Raw genomic sequence first — 17,748 nt, forward strand, 5'->3', positions numbered from 1 at the left:
GTCTAGGAGGCCGGCTCGTCCTCCAGCGCCACGTCCAGCCACCGGGCCGAGTGCGTGAGGGCACCGGAGGAGAGCACGTCCGCACCGGCCTCGGCCAGCGCCCGGGCGCGCCCGCCGACAGTGACCCCGCCGGACACCTCGACCACCGGGTGCAGGTGCGCCTCGCGCAGCAGCTCCACGGCGTGACGCACCTGGTCAGGGCCCATGTTGTCGAGCAGCACGACACCCACGAGCGGGCGGGAACCGGCCTCGATGCGGGCAGACTCGAAGGCCGCCAGCTCCTCCAACTGCTCGAGGGTGTCGACCTCCACCTCGACGGTGACCATGTGGCCCGGGGCGTCGGGCCCGTCAGCCAGCCGCTCCAGCACCGCGGTCACACCGCCGGCCAGCGCGATGTGGTTGTCCTTCACCATCACCGCGTCGTGGAGCCCGAGGCGGTGGTTCACCCCGCCACCGTGCCGCACCGCCCGCTTCTGCGCGGCGCGCAGGCCGGGGACCGTCTTGCGGGTGTCGGCCACGCGGGTGCCGGTGCCAGCGACCTCGTCGACGAGCCGTGCCGTCGCCGTGGCCACGCCGCTGAGCAGACCCAGGAGGTTCAGCGCCACCCGCTCACCGGTCACGATGCCGCGCGAGGGGCCGGCGACCCGTGCCAGGGCGGTTCCGACCGCGACGCGGTCGCCGTCGGCGGCGAGCAGCTCGACCTGCACCCGCGGGTCCACCTGCTCGTAGGCGGCGACGACGAAGTCGAGCCCCGAGACCACGCCCTTCTCGCGAGCCACGACCAGCGCCGCGCCCGTGGCACCGGCCGGGATGGTGGCGCGCGCGGTGACGTCCCCGCCGGCGCCGAGGTCCTCAGCGAGCGCGGCGGCCACGACGGCGTCGACCTCGCGCGGGCGCGGGGCGGCGGTGTTGGAGGGTGAGGCCGGGGCGCTGGGGAGCGAAGTCCGGGCGCGGGCGGGGGGGCGGGGGGGGCGAGAAGGGCTGCATCGGGCCGCCCCCGGAGTCGCGAGCTCCGCGGCGTGCGGGGCGGCCGGGGCCTCCGCCCACCGGTGACCGCCGACGGACCCGGTGCGCCGCAGCGCCGAACGGAGCAGCAGCCGGCCGAACAGCGCGTCCGGGCCGGGCCGGTGCGCCAGCGCCCGGAGGGCGGCGCTCACGCCCTCCGGCGTCCGGGCGACCCCGGCGTGCGTGGAGAGCAGCTGCGAGACGAGCGCGTCGGCGGCCAGCGGGTCGGTGGTGGGCGGGTCGGCGGCCAGCGGGTCGGCGGCCAGCGGGTCGGTGGCCCCCTCGGCGGGGGTGCCCTGGGCGGCGAGCACGAGGTCGTCGGCGTCCGGGACGATCGTGCGCTCGGGATCCAGCGGGGGCTCCTCCTCCGGCTCGGCGGGGTCGCCGAAGGGCCAGCTCGCGCCGGGGCCACGATCGCTGCCGCACTCGGTGCCAGGACCGGCGCCGCGGCCGTCCGGGCCAGCACCCACGACGTCCGCCGCGGTGGCGGCCCCGGTCACGACGGCCTCGAGCAGCGAGTTGGACGCCAACCGGTTGGCACCGTGCAGCCCGGTGCACGCGACCTCGCCGACCGCCCAGAGCCCGGGCACGTCGGTGCGCCCGCGGCGATCGGTGAGCACGCCACCCATCGTGTAGTGCGCAGCGGGGCAGACGGGCAGGCCGTGACGGCGCGGGTCCAGCCCGACGGCGGCCGCGGTGGCCGCCAGCGCCGTGAAGCGTTCGAGGCCGTCGACCCGGCGGCAGTCGAGCTCGACCCGACGACCCGCCAGACGCTGGGCGTGCACGGCGGCAGCCACGACGTCGCGGGGTGCGACCTCGTCGACGAAGCGCTCACCGTCCGCGCGCAGCACCGCACCGGCGCCGCGCAGGGCCTCGGTGAGCAGTGGGAGGCGACCGGCCGGGGTCGACGGCGAACCCCCGTCGACGCCGGGGCCAGCTGCCGGGCCGCCCGCGTCCGGGCCCGCCGGGGTCGCGGTGAGATCCAGCGCGGTCGGGTGGAACTGGACGAACTCCAGATCCGCCAGCCGCGCCCCGGCCCGGGCGGCCAGCACCATGCCCCGTCCGCGGTTGCCGGCCGGGTTGGTGGTGTCGCGGAACAGCCCGGCCGCCCCGCCGGAGGCGAGGACGACCCGCTCGGTCGCGATCCGCTGCAGGCCGGGCCGGTCGGACCGGTCGTTCGGGCCGACCCCCTGACCCGAACCCGCACCATCAGGCTCCGTGGCGCGCACCACCACGCCGGTGACGCTTCCTGCCTCGACCACCACCTCGACGACCTCGCCGGCCAGGTGGGTGACGTGCCCGGAGAGGGCCACGGCCTCGGCCAGCGCGGCGGCGATGACGGCGCCGCTGCGGTCTCCCGCGTGCACGATGCGGTGGCGCCCGTGGCCACCCTCGCGGCCCAGGGCCCAGGCAACCCCTGCCCCGGCGGCGCCCCGGCCGTCCGCGCCCGCCCCCTCGGCGTCCGCCCCGGACCCGGCGCGGTCCCAGGCGACGCCGAGGTCCGCCAGCAGCCGCACGACATGCGGCCCGGCGGCCGTGATGCGCCGCACAGTCGCCGCGTCGCACAGCCCGGCCCCCGCGGTGAGCGTGTCCGCGGCGTGGTCCGCGGGATCGTCCCCGGCACCGACTGCTGCAGCCAGCCCGCCCTGCGCGAGCTCGGTGGACCCACCCCGCCCCGGCGCCTGCGGGGAGACCAGCACGCACGGGTGCGGCGCGACCCGCAGGGCGGCCACCATCCCGGCCAGCCCGGCCCCGACCACCACGACGGGCGTGGTCACGAGAGCTCCAGCATCCGCTCGACGGCGCGCCGGGCGCCCTCGGCCGTCCCGGGGTCCAGCACCACCTCGGGGCCGCCAGTCTCCAGCGCGGCACGGATGCCGGCCAGCGTGGAGCGTCGCATGTGCGGGCAGAGGTTGCACGGCTGGACGTACTCGGTCTCCGGCTGCGCGGCGCGGATGTTGTCCGCCATCGAGCACTCGGTGATGAGCGCGACCTGTGCCGGCTTCTCGGTGCGCACGTGGTCGAGCATCTGGGCAGTGGAGCCGGCCACGTCAGCGGCGGCGACCACGTCCGGGTGGCACTCGGGATGAGCGATGACCGTGATGCCCGGGCGCTCGGCGCGGATCTGCTCCACGTCGGCCACCGAGAAGCGCTCGTGGACCTCGCAGCGCGCGGGGTGGGTGATCACCTCGACGCCGGTGGCCTCCGCGACGTTGCGCGCGAGGTACTCGTCCGGCACGCAGATGATCCTCTCGGCCCCCAGGTGGCGGACGATCCTCTCCACGTTGCCGGACGTGCAGCAGACGTCGCTGACCGCCTTCACCGCGGCGCTGGAGTTCACGTAGGTGACCACCGGCACGCCGGGGTGGGCGGCGCGCAGGCCCTGGACGTCCTCGACGGTGATGCCGTCGGCGAGCGAGCAGCCGGCGCCCGCATCGGGCACCAGCACGGTCTTGCCGGGGTTGAGCAGCTTGGCGGTCTCGGCCATGAACGGCACGCCGGCCAGCACGATGGTGGAGGCCTCGACCTCCTGCGCCATCCGCGCCAGGGCCAGGGAGTCGCCCACCAGGTCGGCGACGCCGTGGAAGATCTCAGGGGTCTGGTAGTTGTGCGCCAGCACCACCGCGTCGCGGGTGCGCTTGAGCTCGCGGATGGCCACGACGTCCTGCGCGAAGGTGGCCCACTCGGCCTCGGGCACCACGTGGCGGACGCGCGCGTACTCCTCGCGGGTGGCCTCGACGGCGGCGGCGACGTCCAGGTGCTCGGCGGTGCTCGCGCGGCGGCGGACGCGGGGCGTGGCCAGCGGCGTGGGGGTGGTGGCGGTCATGGACCCTCCCTTGTGTTCATGGTGAGAACATTCTCAGAGTGAGCACAAGGGTAAGGCACGAGCGGAGGTGAGGTGCACGCATGAGGGTGGGCGGGTGCACGTGGTGCGGGCGGGTGGCGCACGTGGGAGTGGGGGCGCACCTGTGCCCCGGTCGCCCTGATGCCGACGCCCGGCCGGCCCCGGGTCAGCGGACCTTCGGGCGCGGCAGCTTGGTGCCCACGTGGCGGCGCTCGGCGTGGACCTCCCGCCGGAAACGGTACAGCTGCGCCGGCCGCCCACCGGTGGCGCGGGAGGTGCGGCCCGTCGGCTCCACCAGCTGCGCCTGCTGCAGCACCAGCCGTCGGAAGTTCGGCTTGTGCACGCCCTGCCCCGCGAGCGCCTCGACCGTCGCCTGCAGGTGGCCGAGGGTGAACTCCTCGGGCAGCAGCTCGAAGATGAGCGGCCGGTACTGCAGCGTCGAGCGCAGCCGCGCCAGCCCCGTCGCCAGGATGCGGCGGTGGTCGTGCACCATCGGGCGCCCGGTGGCCCCCGGTGCGTCCTCCCCGGCGGACTCGGCCACCAGCCCCACCTGCCAGAGCAGCTCGTAGCGCTGCAGCACCAGGTCCGGCTGCCACGGCTCGCCGCCCAGCCCGAAGGTGTGCGCCACCCTGGCCCGGGCCTCCTCGTCGTCGCCCGCCCAGCGGCGCAGCGCGTCCTCCACCCCGGCGTCGAGGCCCGCCCCCGACGCACGGCGGTCCTCCCACGGCAGCAGCTCGTAGAGCTCCCGCCAGCGCGGCGAGTCCGTCGCGTGCGTCAGCCCGAGATAGCTGATGGCGACGGTGCGCTCCTGCGTCGCACGCCCCCGGTCGGCGAAGGTGTAGAGCTGCTCGACGTAGCCGAGCTCCACCGCGCTGTGCTCCCGCACCCACGAGCGCACCCCCGCCTGCAGCGAACGGTGCGCCGGCTCCAGCGGTCCGTGCGGCAGGGCGTCGTCCTCCGCGGCACCGAGCACCACCGGGGCACCGCCCTCGACGCCGATGACGACGGCGACGAGCTCGGCGGCGACGAGGGAGGACACGCCTCCCATTCCAGCACGACCACCCGACGGGGGCCCCACCGGGCCGGCCGCCCCCCCCCCCCCGGGCCCACCCGCCTGCCCCGCCCCGATGAGGCCACCGACCACCCGACGCACCACGACCACGGCGCCCCGGCTCGCTCCGGGGGGAGCCCCGTCCCGGCGTTGCTCGGCCTGGCCGCGCTGGTGGTGCTGGGCGCCGGCATCCGCACGCAGGCCGCCCTGCTCGGCCCGATGTTCCTGGCCCTCACCCTGGTGATCACCGCCTACCCGATGGTCTCTTGGATGCGCCGCCACCGGGTGCCCGGACCGCTGGCCTCCCTCGCCTCGCTGGTGGTCATCTACGCGGTGCTGGCCGCCATCGCGTGGTCGATGGTGTGGTCCGTCGTGCGGCTGGTGGAGGTCATGCCGCGGTACGTCGAGCAGGGCGACGCGCTGTACCGGCAGACGATCGACCTGCTCGCCGACCTCGGCGTCGACGAGAACCGCCTGCGCGGCCTGTCCTCCAGCATCGACCCCGGGCAGGTCGCCGGGGTGGCCCGGCAGGTGGCCGGACAGCTCTCCGGCGGCGCCTCGCTGATGGGGCTGCTCGTCATCGGCCTGATCTTCCTGGTGCTGGACACCGGCAGCATCGAGGACCGGATGGCCGCCCTGCGCCGTGAGCGCCCGGCCGCCGCGGCCGCGTTCGGCGACTTCGCCCGCCGCGTGCGCTCCTACTGGCTGGTCACCACGGTCTTCGGCCTGGCCGTGGCGCTGGTGGACGTGGTGTTCCTGTGGGCGCTGGGCATCCCGCTGGCGCTCACCTGGGGCGTCTTCAGCTTCGTCACCAACTACATCCCCAACGTCGGCTTCGTCCTCGGGTTGGTGCCGCCCACCCTCGTCGCCCTGCTGGAGAAGGGGCCGCTGGTGGCGATGGCCGTGGCCGTCGGCTACTGGGCCATCAACTTCGTGTTCCAGACGATCATCCAGCCGCGCGTGACCGGCGACATGGTGGGCCTGAACGCGACGGTCATCTTCGTCTCGCTGATCCTGTGGTCCTACCTGCTCGGCGCCCTGGGTGCCCTGGTGGCCGTCCCCGCGACCATCCTGGTCAAGGCCGTGCTGGTCGACCACGTGCCGGGCAACCGGTGGATGGCGACGCTGCTGGGCGAATCACCCAGGGAAAGCGTCGAGCGGGCCGGAAAGTAACCTCTCCGGCCCGCTCGACCACCCCATCGACGCCCTCTACGTGTCCCGTTCCTTCGCCGATGGAGCACTCACACACCACGGGGAGATCCCGGCCCCTGTGGTGCGCACCATCGTGACCCGTCCACGGGCCCCGCGTCGCACCGAGTCCCGGTTACGGGGGAAACCTTTACCCACCAGCCGCCCACGGGGATTCGAGAGCGGGCTCCTCCTCGCCCGGCCCCGGGTCAGATCGCTCCCGCGGTCGGGCCCGACGCCCTCCTAGGGTGGGCCGCATGTCCCCCGACGACGCCGCCGCGACGCCCCCTCCCCACATCCCGGACGGGCCCCCGCTGCCCGAGGGGGTCGAACTGCGCCCCAGCGGGTCGGGTGCCGGGGAGCTGGTGGCTCGCACCTCCACCTGCTCGCTGCGGCTGGACCTGCAGGGTGCGCACCTGCTCTCCCACGTGCCGGCCGGCGGCACCGACCTGCTCTGGGTGAGCCCCGGGGCGGTGCGTGCCCCGGGGGCGGCGGTGCGCGGTGGCGTCCCGGTGTGCGCGCCGTGGTTCGCCGGCGGCCCCGAGGGCGACCGCTCCCCCAACCACGGACCGGCCCGCACGCAGACGTGGCAGCTGGAGACGGCGACCGTCGCCGAGGACGGCACCGTCGCGCTGGCCCTGACCACGCGCGCCGAGGGCGTGGACCTGCGGCTGGAGATCGCGGCCGGCCGGCAGCTGCACGTGGACCTGACGCTCGCCCTGCCACAGGACGCGGGGCCGCGCCGCGTGGAGGCCGCGCTGCACAGCTACCTCGCGGTCTCGGCCGTGGGCGACTGCGCGCTCGACGGGCTGGACGGCGCCGGCGTCGTCGACAAGCTCACCGGGCAGGTGGTGGAGCAGCACGGCCTGCTGCGCCCGGACGGGGCGATCGACCGCATCCACCGGCTGGCGGGGCCGGTGCGGCTGGACGACGCGCGCCGCAGCATCACCATCGAGTCACAGGGTGCCGCGGACACCGTCGTGTGGAGCCCCGGCGGGGAGCTCTCCGACGTGCCGGCCGAGGCGTGGGACGGGTTCCTGTGCGTGGAGTCGGCCTGCATCGGCGAGCGCGCCGACGGGGTCGACCACTCCATCCACCTGGAGCCCGGCGGCGCGCACACGCTGGGAGTCACGTACACGGCGTCGGACGCCGGCCGGGCAGGCGCATGAGGCCCCGCCTCGGGCTCGTCCGGGTGCCGCTGCGCCCGGCGGACGCGGACGTCATCGTCATCGGCGCCGGGATGGCCGGGCTGACGGCGGCGGCGGAGCTGACCGCGGCCGGGCGGCACGTGGAGGTGCTCGAGGCGGACGTGACCGTGGGCGGTCGCGTGGGCTCGGCGCTGGTGGACGGGTTCACGGTCGACCACGGGCTGCACCTGCTGCGCGCGGACTCGCCCGGGCTGTCACGGCACCTGGACCTCGAGCTGCTGGCGCTGCAGCCGCTGGACGAGGACCGGGAGGTGCTGGCCGACGTCGGCCCCGAGGGGGCGGTGCTCCTGCGCGAGCCGCTGGGCGACCACGACCCGACCGGGCTGCTCGGCACCCCGGCGGGCGGTCGGCTCGCGCTGCCCGGGCACGGGATGGTGGGGCTGCCGGTGCAGCTGGCCGGGCGGTTGGAGCAACCGGTGCGCACGGAGAACCACGTGGAGTCGGTGCGGCGGCGCGGGGGCTCGTGGGTGGTGGTCGGCGACCACGGGACGTGGAGCGCGCCGCAGGTGGTGTTCGCGACGCCGCCGCAGGTGACGGCGGACCTGCTGCACGGATCGCGGGTGGAGCTGCCCGGGTCGCCCGGCTGGCAGGGGGCGAGCACGTGGTGGTTCACCTGTGCCGAGCGGCCGGCGGCGTCGCGGGCGCTGCGGGTGGACGGTCGGCAGGTGCGCGGGCCCGTCGTGGCGACCCTGCTGGTCTCGCAGGTGGCGCCGGGGTACTCCGGGGGCGGGCGGCCGCTGGTGGCGGCGGTCGTCCCGCACCCGGCGGGCGGGCCGGCCGGGACCGAGGCCGCGGTGCGCGTGCACCTCTCCGAGTTGTGGGACGGCCCCGCGTTCGACTGGGAGGTGGTGGCCCACCAGGAGGACCGCTGGGCGGTGCCGGACCTTGGAACCGGGGACCCGGGGGACGCGGCGCTGACCCCGACGTCCGGCCTCGTGCTGGTGGGCGACCACCGGCGTCCCGGGATCGAGGGCGCCATGGCCTCCGGCGCGGCCGGCGCAGAGCTCCTGCTGGCCGAGTCCCGCTGACGCGCGGGGCGAGGCAGGCCGCGACCTCGTCGGGCACGTTGGAGACGATGGGCCCACGACCCGCCCCCGAGGAGTACCGATGACCGAGATCCAGACCGCCTACCTCTACGACGCCGTGCGCACCCCCTTCGCCAAGCTGGGTGGTGCGCTGGCCGAGGTGCGCCCGGACGACCTCGCGGCCACGGTGGTGCGCGAGCTGGTTGGACGCTCCGGCGAGCTGGACCCGGCCCGCATCGACGAGGTCGTCTTCGGCGCCGCGAACCAGGCCGGTGAGGACAACCGCAACGTGGCACGCATGGCCACCCTGCTGGCGGGGCTGCCGGTGAGCGTGCCCGGGTCCACCGTGAACCGGCTGTGCGGCTCGTCGCTGGACGCCGCGATGGTGGCCAGCCGCACCATCGAGACCGGCGACGCGCAGCTGGTGCTGGTGGGCGGCGTCGAGTCGATGAGCCGTGCGCCGTGGGTGATGTCCAAGCCCGAGAAGGCCTACCCCGCCGGCAACGCCGAGATGGCCTCGACCACCCTCGGCTGGCGCCTGGTGAACCCGGAGATGCCGACCGAGTGGACCGCCAGCCTCGGTGAGTGCAACGAGCAGGTGGCCGACTCCACCGGCATCGACCGCACGCGGATGGACGAGTTCGCCGCCCGCTCGCACGAGCTGGCCGCGGCCGCCTGGGAGGACGGCTTCTACGACGAGTGGACCTGCGCGGTGCCCGGTGTCGACGCCGAGGACCTGCCCCGCGACGAGACGATCCGCCCCGGCTCGACGGTGGAGAAGCTCGCGGGGCTGAAGACCGTGTTCCGCCCCGACGGGCGCATCACCGCGGGCAACGCGTCGCCGCTGACCGACGGCGCGGCCGGCGTGGTGCTGGGCTCCCGGGAGGCCGGTGCGCTGCTCGGCCGCGAGCCGATGGCGCGCATCGCCGGGCGCGGCACGCACGCCGTGGAGCCGCAGCGCTTCGGCCTGGCGCCGATCGAGGCGGCGAACAAGGCGCTGGAGCGCGCCGGCATCGGCTGGGACGAGGTCGGCCTGGTGGAGCTCAACGAGGCGTTCGCCGTGCAGTCGCTGGCGTGCGTGGACGCGTGGGGCATCGACCCGGGCATCGTGAACACCCGCGGCGGTGCGATCGCGATCGGGCACCCGCTGGGTGCGTCCGGCGCGCGCGTGCTCGGGACCCTCGCCGCCGCGATGCGGGCCGACGGCGTGCGCTGGGGCGTGGCCGCGATCTGCATCGGGGTCGGGCAGGCCCTGGCCGTGGTGCTGGAGAACGAGAGCGCCTGAGGCGGGCCCGGCGGCCCGGTGGCCCGGGCGCTGCGCCGGGCTCGGCCGCCGAGTCGCCGGTCGCCGGGCATTGGCGTTACCCGCAGCGGACATGTCATCCGGCACAGCGGCTCCCAGCGGCCCAACGCGCCGAAGGGCTCAGCAGCCCGGCGGCAGACGTGGCCCGGTGGCCTGGCAGCGGACGTGGGCACAGCGGCTGACGGGACCGTTCCGGATGCTCGGGGCTCGGGGCTCGGGGCTCGGGGCTCGGGGCTCGGGGCTCGGGGCTCGGGGCTCGGGGCTCGGGGCTCGGGGCCATGCTGGGTGGGGTGACTCGGGAAAGTGCGGGGTAACGCGCCGTCGACGCCGCGTTGCCCCCACCTTGACCGAGTCAACTCGGGAAAGTGCGGCGTCACGTCAGCCAGGGTCGGCCGCCGAGCAGGGCCGGACCGCCGGGCTCCCTCGCACCTGCAGCAACACGACGCAGCAGACACCCGAGGACCCGGCCGGCCAGGCAAGGGAACCGGCGCGGGGCGCCCTGCGACCCGCCCCGACCCGGGCGCGCCAGCCCCGCTCAGCGCGCGGCGAGCGCCTTCCGGGCCTTCCGCGGCAGCAGCCGCTTCACGCTCCAGCGCGCCCCGGCGGCCACCGAGCGAACGGGCTGACGCCGCAGCCCGTCCCAGGCCCCGTTCGGCAGCGCGTAGCGAAAGATCTTGCCCCAGGCACTGGCCAGCTGCACCGGCAGCGGCCCGGTCACGTAGTCGAACCCGTACCGGTCGAACAGGTCCCGCACCTGCGGCGCGATCTCCGCGTACCGGTTGCTCGGCAGGTCCGGGAAGCAGTGGTGCTCGATCTGGTGGCTCAGGTTGCCGGTCATGATGTGCATCAGCGGCGAGCCAGAGATGTTCGCCGAGCCCAGCATCTGCCGCAGGTACCACTCACCGCGGGTCTCCCCCACGGTCGAGGCGCGGCTGAAGGTCTGCACGCCGTCCGGGAAGTGCCCGCACAGGATCACGCCGTTGCTCCACAGGTTGCGCACCAGGTTGGCGGTCCAGGTGGCCAGCAGCGTCGACTTCCAGCCCGGCCCGGACAGCGCCGGGGTCACCACGTAGTCCTTGGTCATCTGCTTGGAGACCTTCTTGCCCACGGCCAGCAGCCCGGGCACGGCGGGCTTCCACGCCTTCAGCGGCTTGCCCGCGTACCGGCCGAGCTCCAGGTCGTACAGCGCGATGGAGTACTCGAAGGTCACCGCGTTGATCGCGTTCAGCAGCGGCTGCCACACCATCCACGGCTTCCACGGTTGGTCCGGGTCCACGCGCGCGATGCCGAAGCCCAGGTCGTTGTCGCGCCCGATGACGTTCGTGTACGTGTGGTGCAGGTCGTTGTGCGAGTGCTTCCACGCCTCGGCGGTCGACGCGTGGTCCCACTCCCAGGTGCTCGAGTGGATCCGCGGGTCACGCATCCAGTCCCACTGCCCGTGGAGGACGTTGTGGCCGATCTCCATGTTCTCCAGGATCTTGGCCACCGACAGCGCACCGGTGCCGACCAGGAACCCGACCTTGGTGCGGCTGCCCACCAGCAGCACCAGCCGACCGCCCAGGTCCAGCGCCCGCTGGGTGGCGATGACGCGGCGGATGTACGCGGCGTCGCTCGCCCCGCGTGAGTCGATCACCGACTGGCGGATGGCGTCCAGCTCGCGCCCCATCTCCTCGATCTGGTCGATCGACAGGTGCGCGGCCGGGTCGTCGCCGCCGGAGCGCTTGGGCTTCCAGTGCCGCTCGGGCGCCTCGGTCGACCGCACGCGGTTGACGGTCCGACGGGTGTCGCGACGAGACCGGGCGAACTGCTTGTTGACCCGCATCGAGTCGCTGAAGCCGCTGGGCGTCACGCGCGAACGGGCGCCCCCGGGGCGGGTCGGGTCGTTCTGGGTGCTGCGGGCGGGGGTGATCGTCATGCCGGTACCTCCAGGTGGCAGTCGCCTGCGGCGGTCGTGACGCAGGTCTGGACGAGTGCGGGGTCCTCGGGGGTCGCGAGGGTGAGCGAGCCGTCACGCAGGTCGCGCACGGCTCCCTCGGTGAGGTTCAGGACGCAGGAGTGGCAGATGCCCATGCGGCAGCCGCTGGGCAGCAGCAGCCCGGCCTCCTCGCCCGCGTCGAGCAGGCTCGTGGAGCCGTCGGCATCCACCTCGGTGGCCGAGCCGTCACCGGCGAAGGTCGCCAGCCCGCCCTCGCCGGGGGTGATCTCGACGGTGCGGAAGCGCTCGGTGAGCAGCTGGTCACGCAGACCCGCTGCCTCCCAGTGCTCCTCGCACTCGTCCAGCATCGAGGCCGGTCCGCAGGCCCACACGGTGCGCTCGCGCCAGTCGGGCACCTCGGCGTCCAGCTCGTCGAGGCCGAAGCGCCCCTCGGTGGCCGTGTGGCGGGTGATGAGGCGGATGCCGAAGCGCTCGGCGATGGCGGGCAGCTCGTCGGCGAACAGCTGCTCCTCCGGCGTGCGGGCGGACTGCACCACCACCACGTCCGGGGCGTCCGGGCCGTGCCAGCGGTGCCCGCGCAGCAGGCCCATGATCGGCGTGATGCCCGAGCCGGCGCCCAGGAAGAGGATCTTGCCGGGGCGCGGGTCGGTCATCGTGAAGTTGCCGTCGGCGGCGTCCAGGTGCACCACGTCGCCCACCTCGGTGCGGCGGACGAGCTGCGTGCTCACCAGGCCGCCGGGCACCTCGGTGACGGTGATCTGGAGAAGTCCTTCCTCGCCGCGCGTGCCGGCGGGCGCCGGGCGGCTGGTGAGGCTGTAGGTGCGCCAGTGGCGCACGCCGTCGACGTCCACCCCGATGCGGATGTACTGCCCGGGACGGTGGGCGCGCCAGAGCACCCCGGGACGGAGCCACAGCGACACGGTGCGGTCGGTCTCCCGGCGCACCCGCTCCACCTTCGCCATGAGCTCGACGCGGGACTGCAGCGGCGCGACCATGTCCACGTAGTCGTGCGGAACCACCGGGGTCGTGACCACGGTGGCGGCCTCGATGAGGCGCTCCACCCAGGCGGGGCGAGGGGCCACGCGACGCTCGGAAATCGTCATGGGATCCATACTGACTGCTCCGAGGGAACTATCGATCCACTGTCGGCGTGGAGTTCCACCCCTCGATTTGTGCGCTGAGTACAACAGCCGGACACTCTCCCCATGGACGAGGCCGTTTCCGGAACGCTCTGGACCCCCGAGGTCGTCACCGCTCTGCGCGCCGTGGTGGACGACGCCTCGCAGGAGAGCGTGACCGCGATCATGCAGGACGTCGCGGTCTACTCCGACGAGTTCCGCCACGGTCGCTCCGCGGTGCTCAAGGAGGCAGTCTCCATGGCGCTGCACGGCTTCCTCGACCTCATCGAGGCCCCCGGCCCGGCCACCGGACCGACCCCGGCCACCACGCTGGGTGCGCGCTCGCTGGGGCGCTCGGAGGCCCGGGCCGGTCGCACGGTCGAGGCGGTGCTCGCGGCCTACCGCGTGGGAGCCCGCGTGTGCTGGGTGACCTTCTCCGACGTCGCCCTGGAGCACGGCTTCGCCGCCCGTGACCTGCAGGCCTTCGCCGGCCTGACCTTCGCCTACATCGACGATCTGTCGGCCGCCACGGTCGCCGGGCACACCGAGGAGCGCTCCCGCAACGACCGCCGCCGCAACCAGGCCCGCGCCAACCTGGGGCTGCTCATCGTCCGTGGTGCGCGCTCGGCGGAACTGGACCACCATGCCCGGGCCGCCGGGCTCAGCGCGCCGCAGACCGTGGCGCTGCTCATCTGCCGCACCGAGGACGTCGGGGCCCTCACCTCCCGCCTGCCGCTGCGCACGCTGGTGATCGACCAGGTGGGCCTCGGCCCGGAGGGGTCCGGCTGGAGCACGCTCGTGGTGCCCGATCCGTCGACCGAGGAGGTCGACCACGCCCACACCGCGCTGACCAAGGCGTCCGTGCACTGCCTGGTGACACCGGCCGTCGACCGTGCCCGCGCCCCGGAGACCTGGCGCCTGGCCAGCCGCTGGGTGGCGATGCCCCCCGAGCCGCTGCCCGGCCCGGCCGGACCGCAGGATCTGGCCCGCGTGCTTCCGCACCTGGTGGTGCACGGTGACGCGGTCGCGGCCCGGGAGCTCACGACCTCGGCGCTGGAGCCGCTGGCCGACCTGCCGACCACCACCCGGGAGCGCCTGGTGGAGACCCTGCGGCTGTGGATGCTGCTGCGCGGGCAGCGCTCGCTGGTGGCCGAGCAGCTGGGCGTGCACCCGCAGACGGTGCGCTACCGCATGAACCAGCTGCGCGAGCTCTTCGGCGACGACCTCGACGACCCGCGCCGGGCCGCGGAGATCCTGCTCGGCACCCTCGTCTCACCGGAGCTGCGCACCCCGGCCTGAGCCCGCACCCGGGGCCTCGTGGCGTCAGATGCGGTGGCGCTGCTCGCGCAGCCGCTCGACGTCGAGCTCGGCCACGGTGGGTCGCTTCGGCATCCGCCCGTCCCCCGACGAGCGCCCCGTCAGCCGGCGCTCGACCCACGGGCGCAGGTGCAGAGCGACCCACTGCCGGTTCGCCTGCATCGACTCCCACCGGGTGAGCGGCGGAACCGGGGTGAGGGGCGCGTCCCAGGCCCGCTCGGTGGCGCCCTCGACCTGCAGGCCGAGCGTCCAGGCGGCCTGCTGCGCCACCCGCCGGTGCCCCTCGGTGGAGAGGTGGATGCGGTCCGGCGCCCACATGCGGGCGTCCCGCAGCGAGCGCAACGTCCAGATGTCGGCGACGTGGCAGTCGTAGCGCTGCGCGATGCCCCACACGTTGGCCGTGAACTCGGCGAACCGGGGCGAGGCCCGGCGCAGCACAGGGATGCGACTGATGTCCGGGGAGGTCACCAGCAGCACGTCCGCCCCGGTCTCCCGGATGCGGGCGACCGCGTCCTCCAGCTGGTCCACCACGGCGTCGCGGTCCACGCGCGGGCGGAGGTAGTCGTTGCCCCCGGCGTTCAGGCTCACGAGGTCCGGGGTGAGGGTGAGCCCCTCGTCCAGCTGCTCGGTGGTCACCTGCCCGATGAGACGCCCGCGGACGGCCAGGTTGGCGTAGCCGAACGGCTCCGGTGCCGGTTCGCCGTCGGGGCCGCTGAGGGCGGCGTTGCGCAGCGCCAGCCGTGCGGCCAGGCGGTCGGCCCAGCCGTGGTGCACCTCGGGGTCGTCGTCGGTGGGGTCCACCATGCCCTCGGTGAACGAGTCCCCCAGGGCGACGTAGCGCTGCCAGATGCGGCCCTCTCGGGAACGGTCGAACACGGGTCCTCCTCGGTCGGGCTGGCGGGGACGGGCTGCCATCCTGTCGCACGCCGTGCGACCGGGAGGACGCGGGGCCCACACGACGGCGCACCGCCCGCCGGAAACCGGCGGACGGTGCGTCGAGATGGCAGAACGCGTGCGGCGTCACCGCACGTGTCGGTAGGTCACAGCGCGTGGCGCAGGTCCTTGTTCAGCTGGCTGATGACGTCCAGCGGGATGCCCTTGGGGCAGACCGCCGCGCACTCACCGATGTTGGTGCAGCCGCCGAAGCCCTCCTCGTCGTGCTGGTTGACCATGCTCACCACGCGGGAGTCACGCTCCGGCTGGCCCTGCGGCAGCAGGCCCAGGTGGGTGACCTTCGCGCCCAGGAAGAGCATGCCGGCCGCGTTCGGGCAGGCCGCCGCGCAGGCGCCGCAGCCGATGCAGGTGGCGGCGTCGAACGCGCGGTCCGCGTCCTCCTTGCGCACCGGCACGGTGTTGGCGTCCACGGCCGCACCGGTGTTCACCGAGATGTAGCCGCCGGAACCGATGATGCGGTCGTACGAGGAACGGTCGACAACCAGGTCCTTGACGATCGGGAAGGCGTCCGCCCGGAAGGGCTCCAGGGTGAGGGTGTCGCCGTCCTTGAACGAGCGCATGTGCAGCTGGCACAGCGTGGTGCGCTCCGGACCGTGGGCGATGCCGTTGACCATGAAGCCGCAGGCGCCGCAGATGCCCTCGCGGCAGTCGGACTCGAAGGCCACCGGCTCGTCGCCGGCCTCGGTGAGCTCCTCGTTGAGGACGTCCAGCATCTCCAGGAAGGACATGTCCTCGGTCACGCCGTCCACCTCGTAGGTGGCGAACTGGCCCTTGTCGCCGGCGCCGGCCTGGCGCCAGATCTTCAGTGTGATTCTCACTTGTAGCTCCGCTGCTTCATCTCGATGGCGTGGTACTCGAGCTCTTCCTTGTGCAGCACCGGCTCCTGGCCGGCACCGGTGTACTCCCAGGCCGCGACGTACGCGAACTCGTCGTCGTGGCGGAGCGCCTCGCCGTCCTCGGTCTGGGACTCGGCACGGAAGTGACCGCCCGCGGACTCGGTGCGGTGCAGTGCGTCGACGCACATGAGCTCGCCCAGCTCCAGGAAGTCGGCCACGCGGCCGGCCTTCTCGAGCGACTGGTTGAGGGTGGCGGCGGCACCCGGCACCCGGACGTTGGTCCAGAACTCCTGGCGGAGCGCCCGGATCTTGTCGATGGCGGTGCGCAGACCGGCGTCGGTGCGCTCCATGCCGCAGTACTCCCACATGATGCTGCCGAGCTCGCGGTGGATCGAGTCCACCGAGCGCGTGCCGTTGATGCTCAGCAGCTTCTCGACCCGGGCCTCGACGTCGCGCCGCGCCTCGACGACCTCCGGGTGGTCATGGTCGACCACCGAGTGGCCCTGCTTGGCCAGGTAGTCGTTGATCGTGTTCGGCAGCACGAAGTAGCCGTCGGCCAGGCCCTGCATCAGCGCGGAGGCGCCGAGGCGGTTGCCACCGTGGTCGGAGAAGTTGGCCTCACCGGCCACGAACAGGCCCGGGATGCTGGACTCCAGGTCGTAGTCGACCCACAGGCCACCCATCGTGTAGTGCACGGCCGGGTAGATGCGCATCGGCACCTCGTAGGGGTTCTCCCCGGTGATGCGCTCGTACATGTCGAAGAGGTTGCCGTACTTGGCGGTGACGGCGGCCTTGCCCATGCGCTCGATGGCGCTGGCGAAGTCCAGGTACACACCGCGGCGCACCATCCGCTCCTCGCCGTCGGGCGAGGTCTCGGCCACGGCCGGGCCGACGCCGCGGCCCTCGTCGCACATGTTCTTCGCCTGGCGGGAGGCGATGTCACGCGGCACGAGGTTTCCGAACGAGGGGTAGATGCGCTCCAGGTAGTAGTCGCGCGCCTCCTCCGGGATCTCGCGCGGGTCCTTGTCGCAGTCCGCCGCGTCCTTCGGCACCCAGATGCGGCCGTCATTGCGGAGCGACTCCGACATCAGGGTCAGCTTGGACTGCTTGTCGCCGTGCTGCGGGATGCAGGTCGGGTGGATCTGCGTGTAGCAGGGGTTGGCGAAGTAGGCGCCCTTGCGGTGCGCGCGCCAAGCGGCGGTGACGTTCGAGCCCATCGCGTTGGTGGACAGGAAGAACACGTTGCCGTAGCCACCGGTGGCCAGCACCACGGCGTCGGCGAGGTGGGTCTCGATCTCACCGGTGCGCAGGTTGCGGGCGATGATGCCGCGCGCCCGGCCCTCGACGATGACGAGCTCCAGCATCTCGTGGGCGTTGAACATCTCCACGGTGCCGGCGCTGATCTGGCGCTCCAGCGCCTGGTAGGCGCCGATCAGCAGCTGCTGACCCGTCTGGCCGCGGGCGTAGAAGGTGCGCTGCACCTGCACGCCACCGAACGAGCGGTTGTCCAGCAGGCCGCCGTACTCGCGGGCGAACGGGACACCCTGGGCCACGCACTGGTCGATGATGTTCGCGGACACCTCGGCCAGGCGGTACACGTTGGTCTCGCGGGAGCGGTAGTCGCCGCCCTTCACCGTGTCGTAGAACAGGCGGTAGACCGAGTCGTTGTCGTTCTTGTAGTTCTTCGCAGCGTTGATGCCACCCTGCGCGGCGATCGAGTGCGCACGGCGCGGCGAGTCCTGGTAGCAGAACGACTTGACGTTGTAGCCGGCCTCACCGAGCGTCGCGCCGGCCGAGGCGCCGGCCAGACCGGTGCCGACGATGATGACGTCGATCTTGCGGCGGTTGGCCGGGTTCACCAGCGCGGTCTCGAACTGGCGGCGCTGCCACATCGTCTCGATGGGGCCGCCGGGGGCCTTGGTGTCGGCGATCGGCTCGCCGACGCGCCAGGGGCCGTTGCTG

General features: G+C 74.0%; 13 protein-coding genes. 5 read left to right on the top strand and 8 right to left on the bottom strand.

The genetic code is table 11. The features are described from left to right. Nucleotides 1–2 precede the first annotated feature (2 nt). The 3 genes from nadC to ACY8FT_RS08370 all read right to left on the bottom strand — a co-directional run bounded on the left by nadC (nucleotide 3) and on the right by ACY8FT_RS08370 (nucleotide 4,889). Complete coding sequence (nadC, locus tag ACY8FT_RS08360; RefSeq protein ID WP_462418472.1) at nucleotides 3–2,783, bottom strand: carboxylating nicotinate-nucleotide diphosphorylase; 2,781 nt, start codon at nucleotides 2,781–2,783, stop codon at nucleotides 3–5. Then, a complete protein-coding gene (nadA, locus tag ACY8FT_RS08365; RefSeq protein ID WP_462418473.1) occupies nucleotides 2,780–3,832 on the bottom strand; it encodes a quinolinate synthase NadA in 1,053 nt (350 codons plus the stop codon). The genes nadC and nadA overlap by 4 nt, the downstream gene beginning before the upstream one ends. 184 nt (nucleotides 3,833–4,016) lie before the next feature. Next, a complete protein-coding gene (locus ACY8FT_RS08370; RefSeq protein ID WP_462418474.1) occupies nucleotides 4,017–4,889 on the bottom strand; it encodes an NUDIX hydrolase in 873 nt (290 codons plus the stop codon). A 162-nt stretch (nucleotides 4,890–5,051) separates the two neighbouring features. Here ACY8FT_RS08370 and ACY8FT_RS08375 point away from each other — a divergent pair, with 162 nt between their 5' ends. The 4 genes from ACY8FT_RS08375 to ACY8FT_RS08390 all read left to right on the top strand — a co-directional run bounded on the left by ACY8FT_RS08375 (nucleotide 5,052) and on the right by ACY8FT_RS08390 (nucleotide 9,607). Then, nucleotides 5,052–6,074 carry an AI-2E family transporter gene (locus ACY8FT_RS08375; RefSeq protein ID WP_462418475.1) on the top strand — a complete coding sequence of 341 codons (1,023 nt, stop codon included), beginning with the start codon at nucleotides 5,052–5,054 and terminating at the stop codon, nucleotides 6,072–6,074. 272 nt (nucleotides 6,075–6,346) lie between these two features. After that, the gene (locus tag ACY8FT_RS08380) at nucleotides 6,347–7,258 is read left to right on the top strand and encodes an aldose epimerase family protein (protein ID WP_462418476.1); all 912 of its coding nucleotides are present in this window, start codon (nucleotides 6,347–6,349) and stop codon (nucleotides 7,256–7,258) included. Beyond that, a complete protein-coding gene (locus ACY8FT_RS08385; protein ID WP_462418477.1) occupies nucleotides 7,255–8,325 on the top strand; it encodes an FAD-dependent oxidoreductase in 1,071 nt (356 codons plus the stop codon). The genes ACY8FT_RS08380 and ACY8FT_RS08385 overlap by 4 nt, the downstream gene beginning before the upstream one ends. Nucleotides 8,326–8,404: 79 nt before the next feature. Next, nucleotides 8,405–9,607, top strand: coding sequence for a thiolase family protein (locus ACY8FT_RS08390; RefSeq protein ID WP_462418478.1), 1,203 nt, complete (start codon nucleotides 8,405–8,407; stop codon nucleotides 9,605–9,607). 553 nt (nucleotides 9,608–10,160) lie between these two features. Here the strand turns inward: ACY8FT_RS08390 and ACY8FT_RS08395 are convergent. Both ACY8FT_RS08395 and ACY8FT_RS08400 read right to left on the bottom strand, forming a co-directional pair. Then, nucleotides 10,161–11,540, bottom strand: coding sequence for a fatty acid desaturase family protein (locus tag ACY8FT_RS08395; protein WP_462418479.1), 1,380 nt, complete (start codon nucleotides 11,538–11,540; stop codon nucleotides 10,161–10,163). Further along, nucleotides 11,537–12,664, bottom strand: a complete 1,128-nt coding sequence (locus ACY8FT_RS08400; RefSeq protein WP_462418480.1) for a ferredoxin reductase — start codon at nucleotides 12,662–12,664, stop codon at nucleotides 11,537–11,539. The genes ACY8FT_RS08395 and ACY8FT_RS08400 overlap by 4 nt, the downstream gene beginning before the upstream one ends. Nucleotides 12,665–12,766: 102 nt before the next feature. On the opposite strand from ACY8FT_RS08400, the gene ACY8FT_RS08405 reads away from it, so the two are divergent. Continuing rightward, entirely contained in the window at nucleotides 12,767–13,978 is a 1,212-nt protein-coding gene (locus ACY8FT_RS08405) for a helix-turn-helix domain-containing protein (protein WP_462418481.1), read from the top strand. A gap of 24 nt (nucleotides 13,979–14,002) precedes the next feature. Here ACY8FT_RS08405 and ACY8FT_RS08410 read toward each other — a convergent pair whose 3' ends face one another. The 3 genes from ACY8FT_RS08410 to ACY8FT_RS08420 form a co-directional block, all read right to left on the bottom strand. Then, nucleotides 14,003–14,872: an SGNH/GDSL hydrolase family protein gene (locus ACY8FT_RS08410; RefSeq protein ID WP_462418482.1), complete on the bottom strand. Its 870-nt coding sequence runs from the start codon at nucleotides 14,870–14,872 to the stop codon at nucleotides 14,003–14,005. Between the two features lie 164 nt (nucleotides 14,873–15,036). Beyond that, a complete protein-coding gene (locus ACY8FT_RS08415; protein ID WP_462418483.1) occupies nucleotides 15,037–15,768 on the bottom strand; it encodes a succinate dehydrogenase/fumarate reductase iron-sulfur subunit in 732 nt (243 codons plus the stop codon). Then, nucleotides 15,765–17,678 (bottom strand): fumarate reductase/succinate dehydrogenase flavoprotein subunit, encoded by a 1,914-nt coding sequence (locus tag ACY8FT_RS08420; protein WP_462419082.1) that lies wholly within the window; start codon nucleotides 17,676–17,678, stop codon nucleotides 15,765–15,767. Before ACY8FT_RS08420 ends, ACY8FT_RS08415 begins: the two co-directional genes overlap by 4 nt. Between the last annotated feature and the right edge of the window lie 70 nt (nucleotides 17,679–17,748).

The sequence above is a fragment of the Kytococcus sp. Marseille-QA3725 genome (assembly GCF_054950055.1).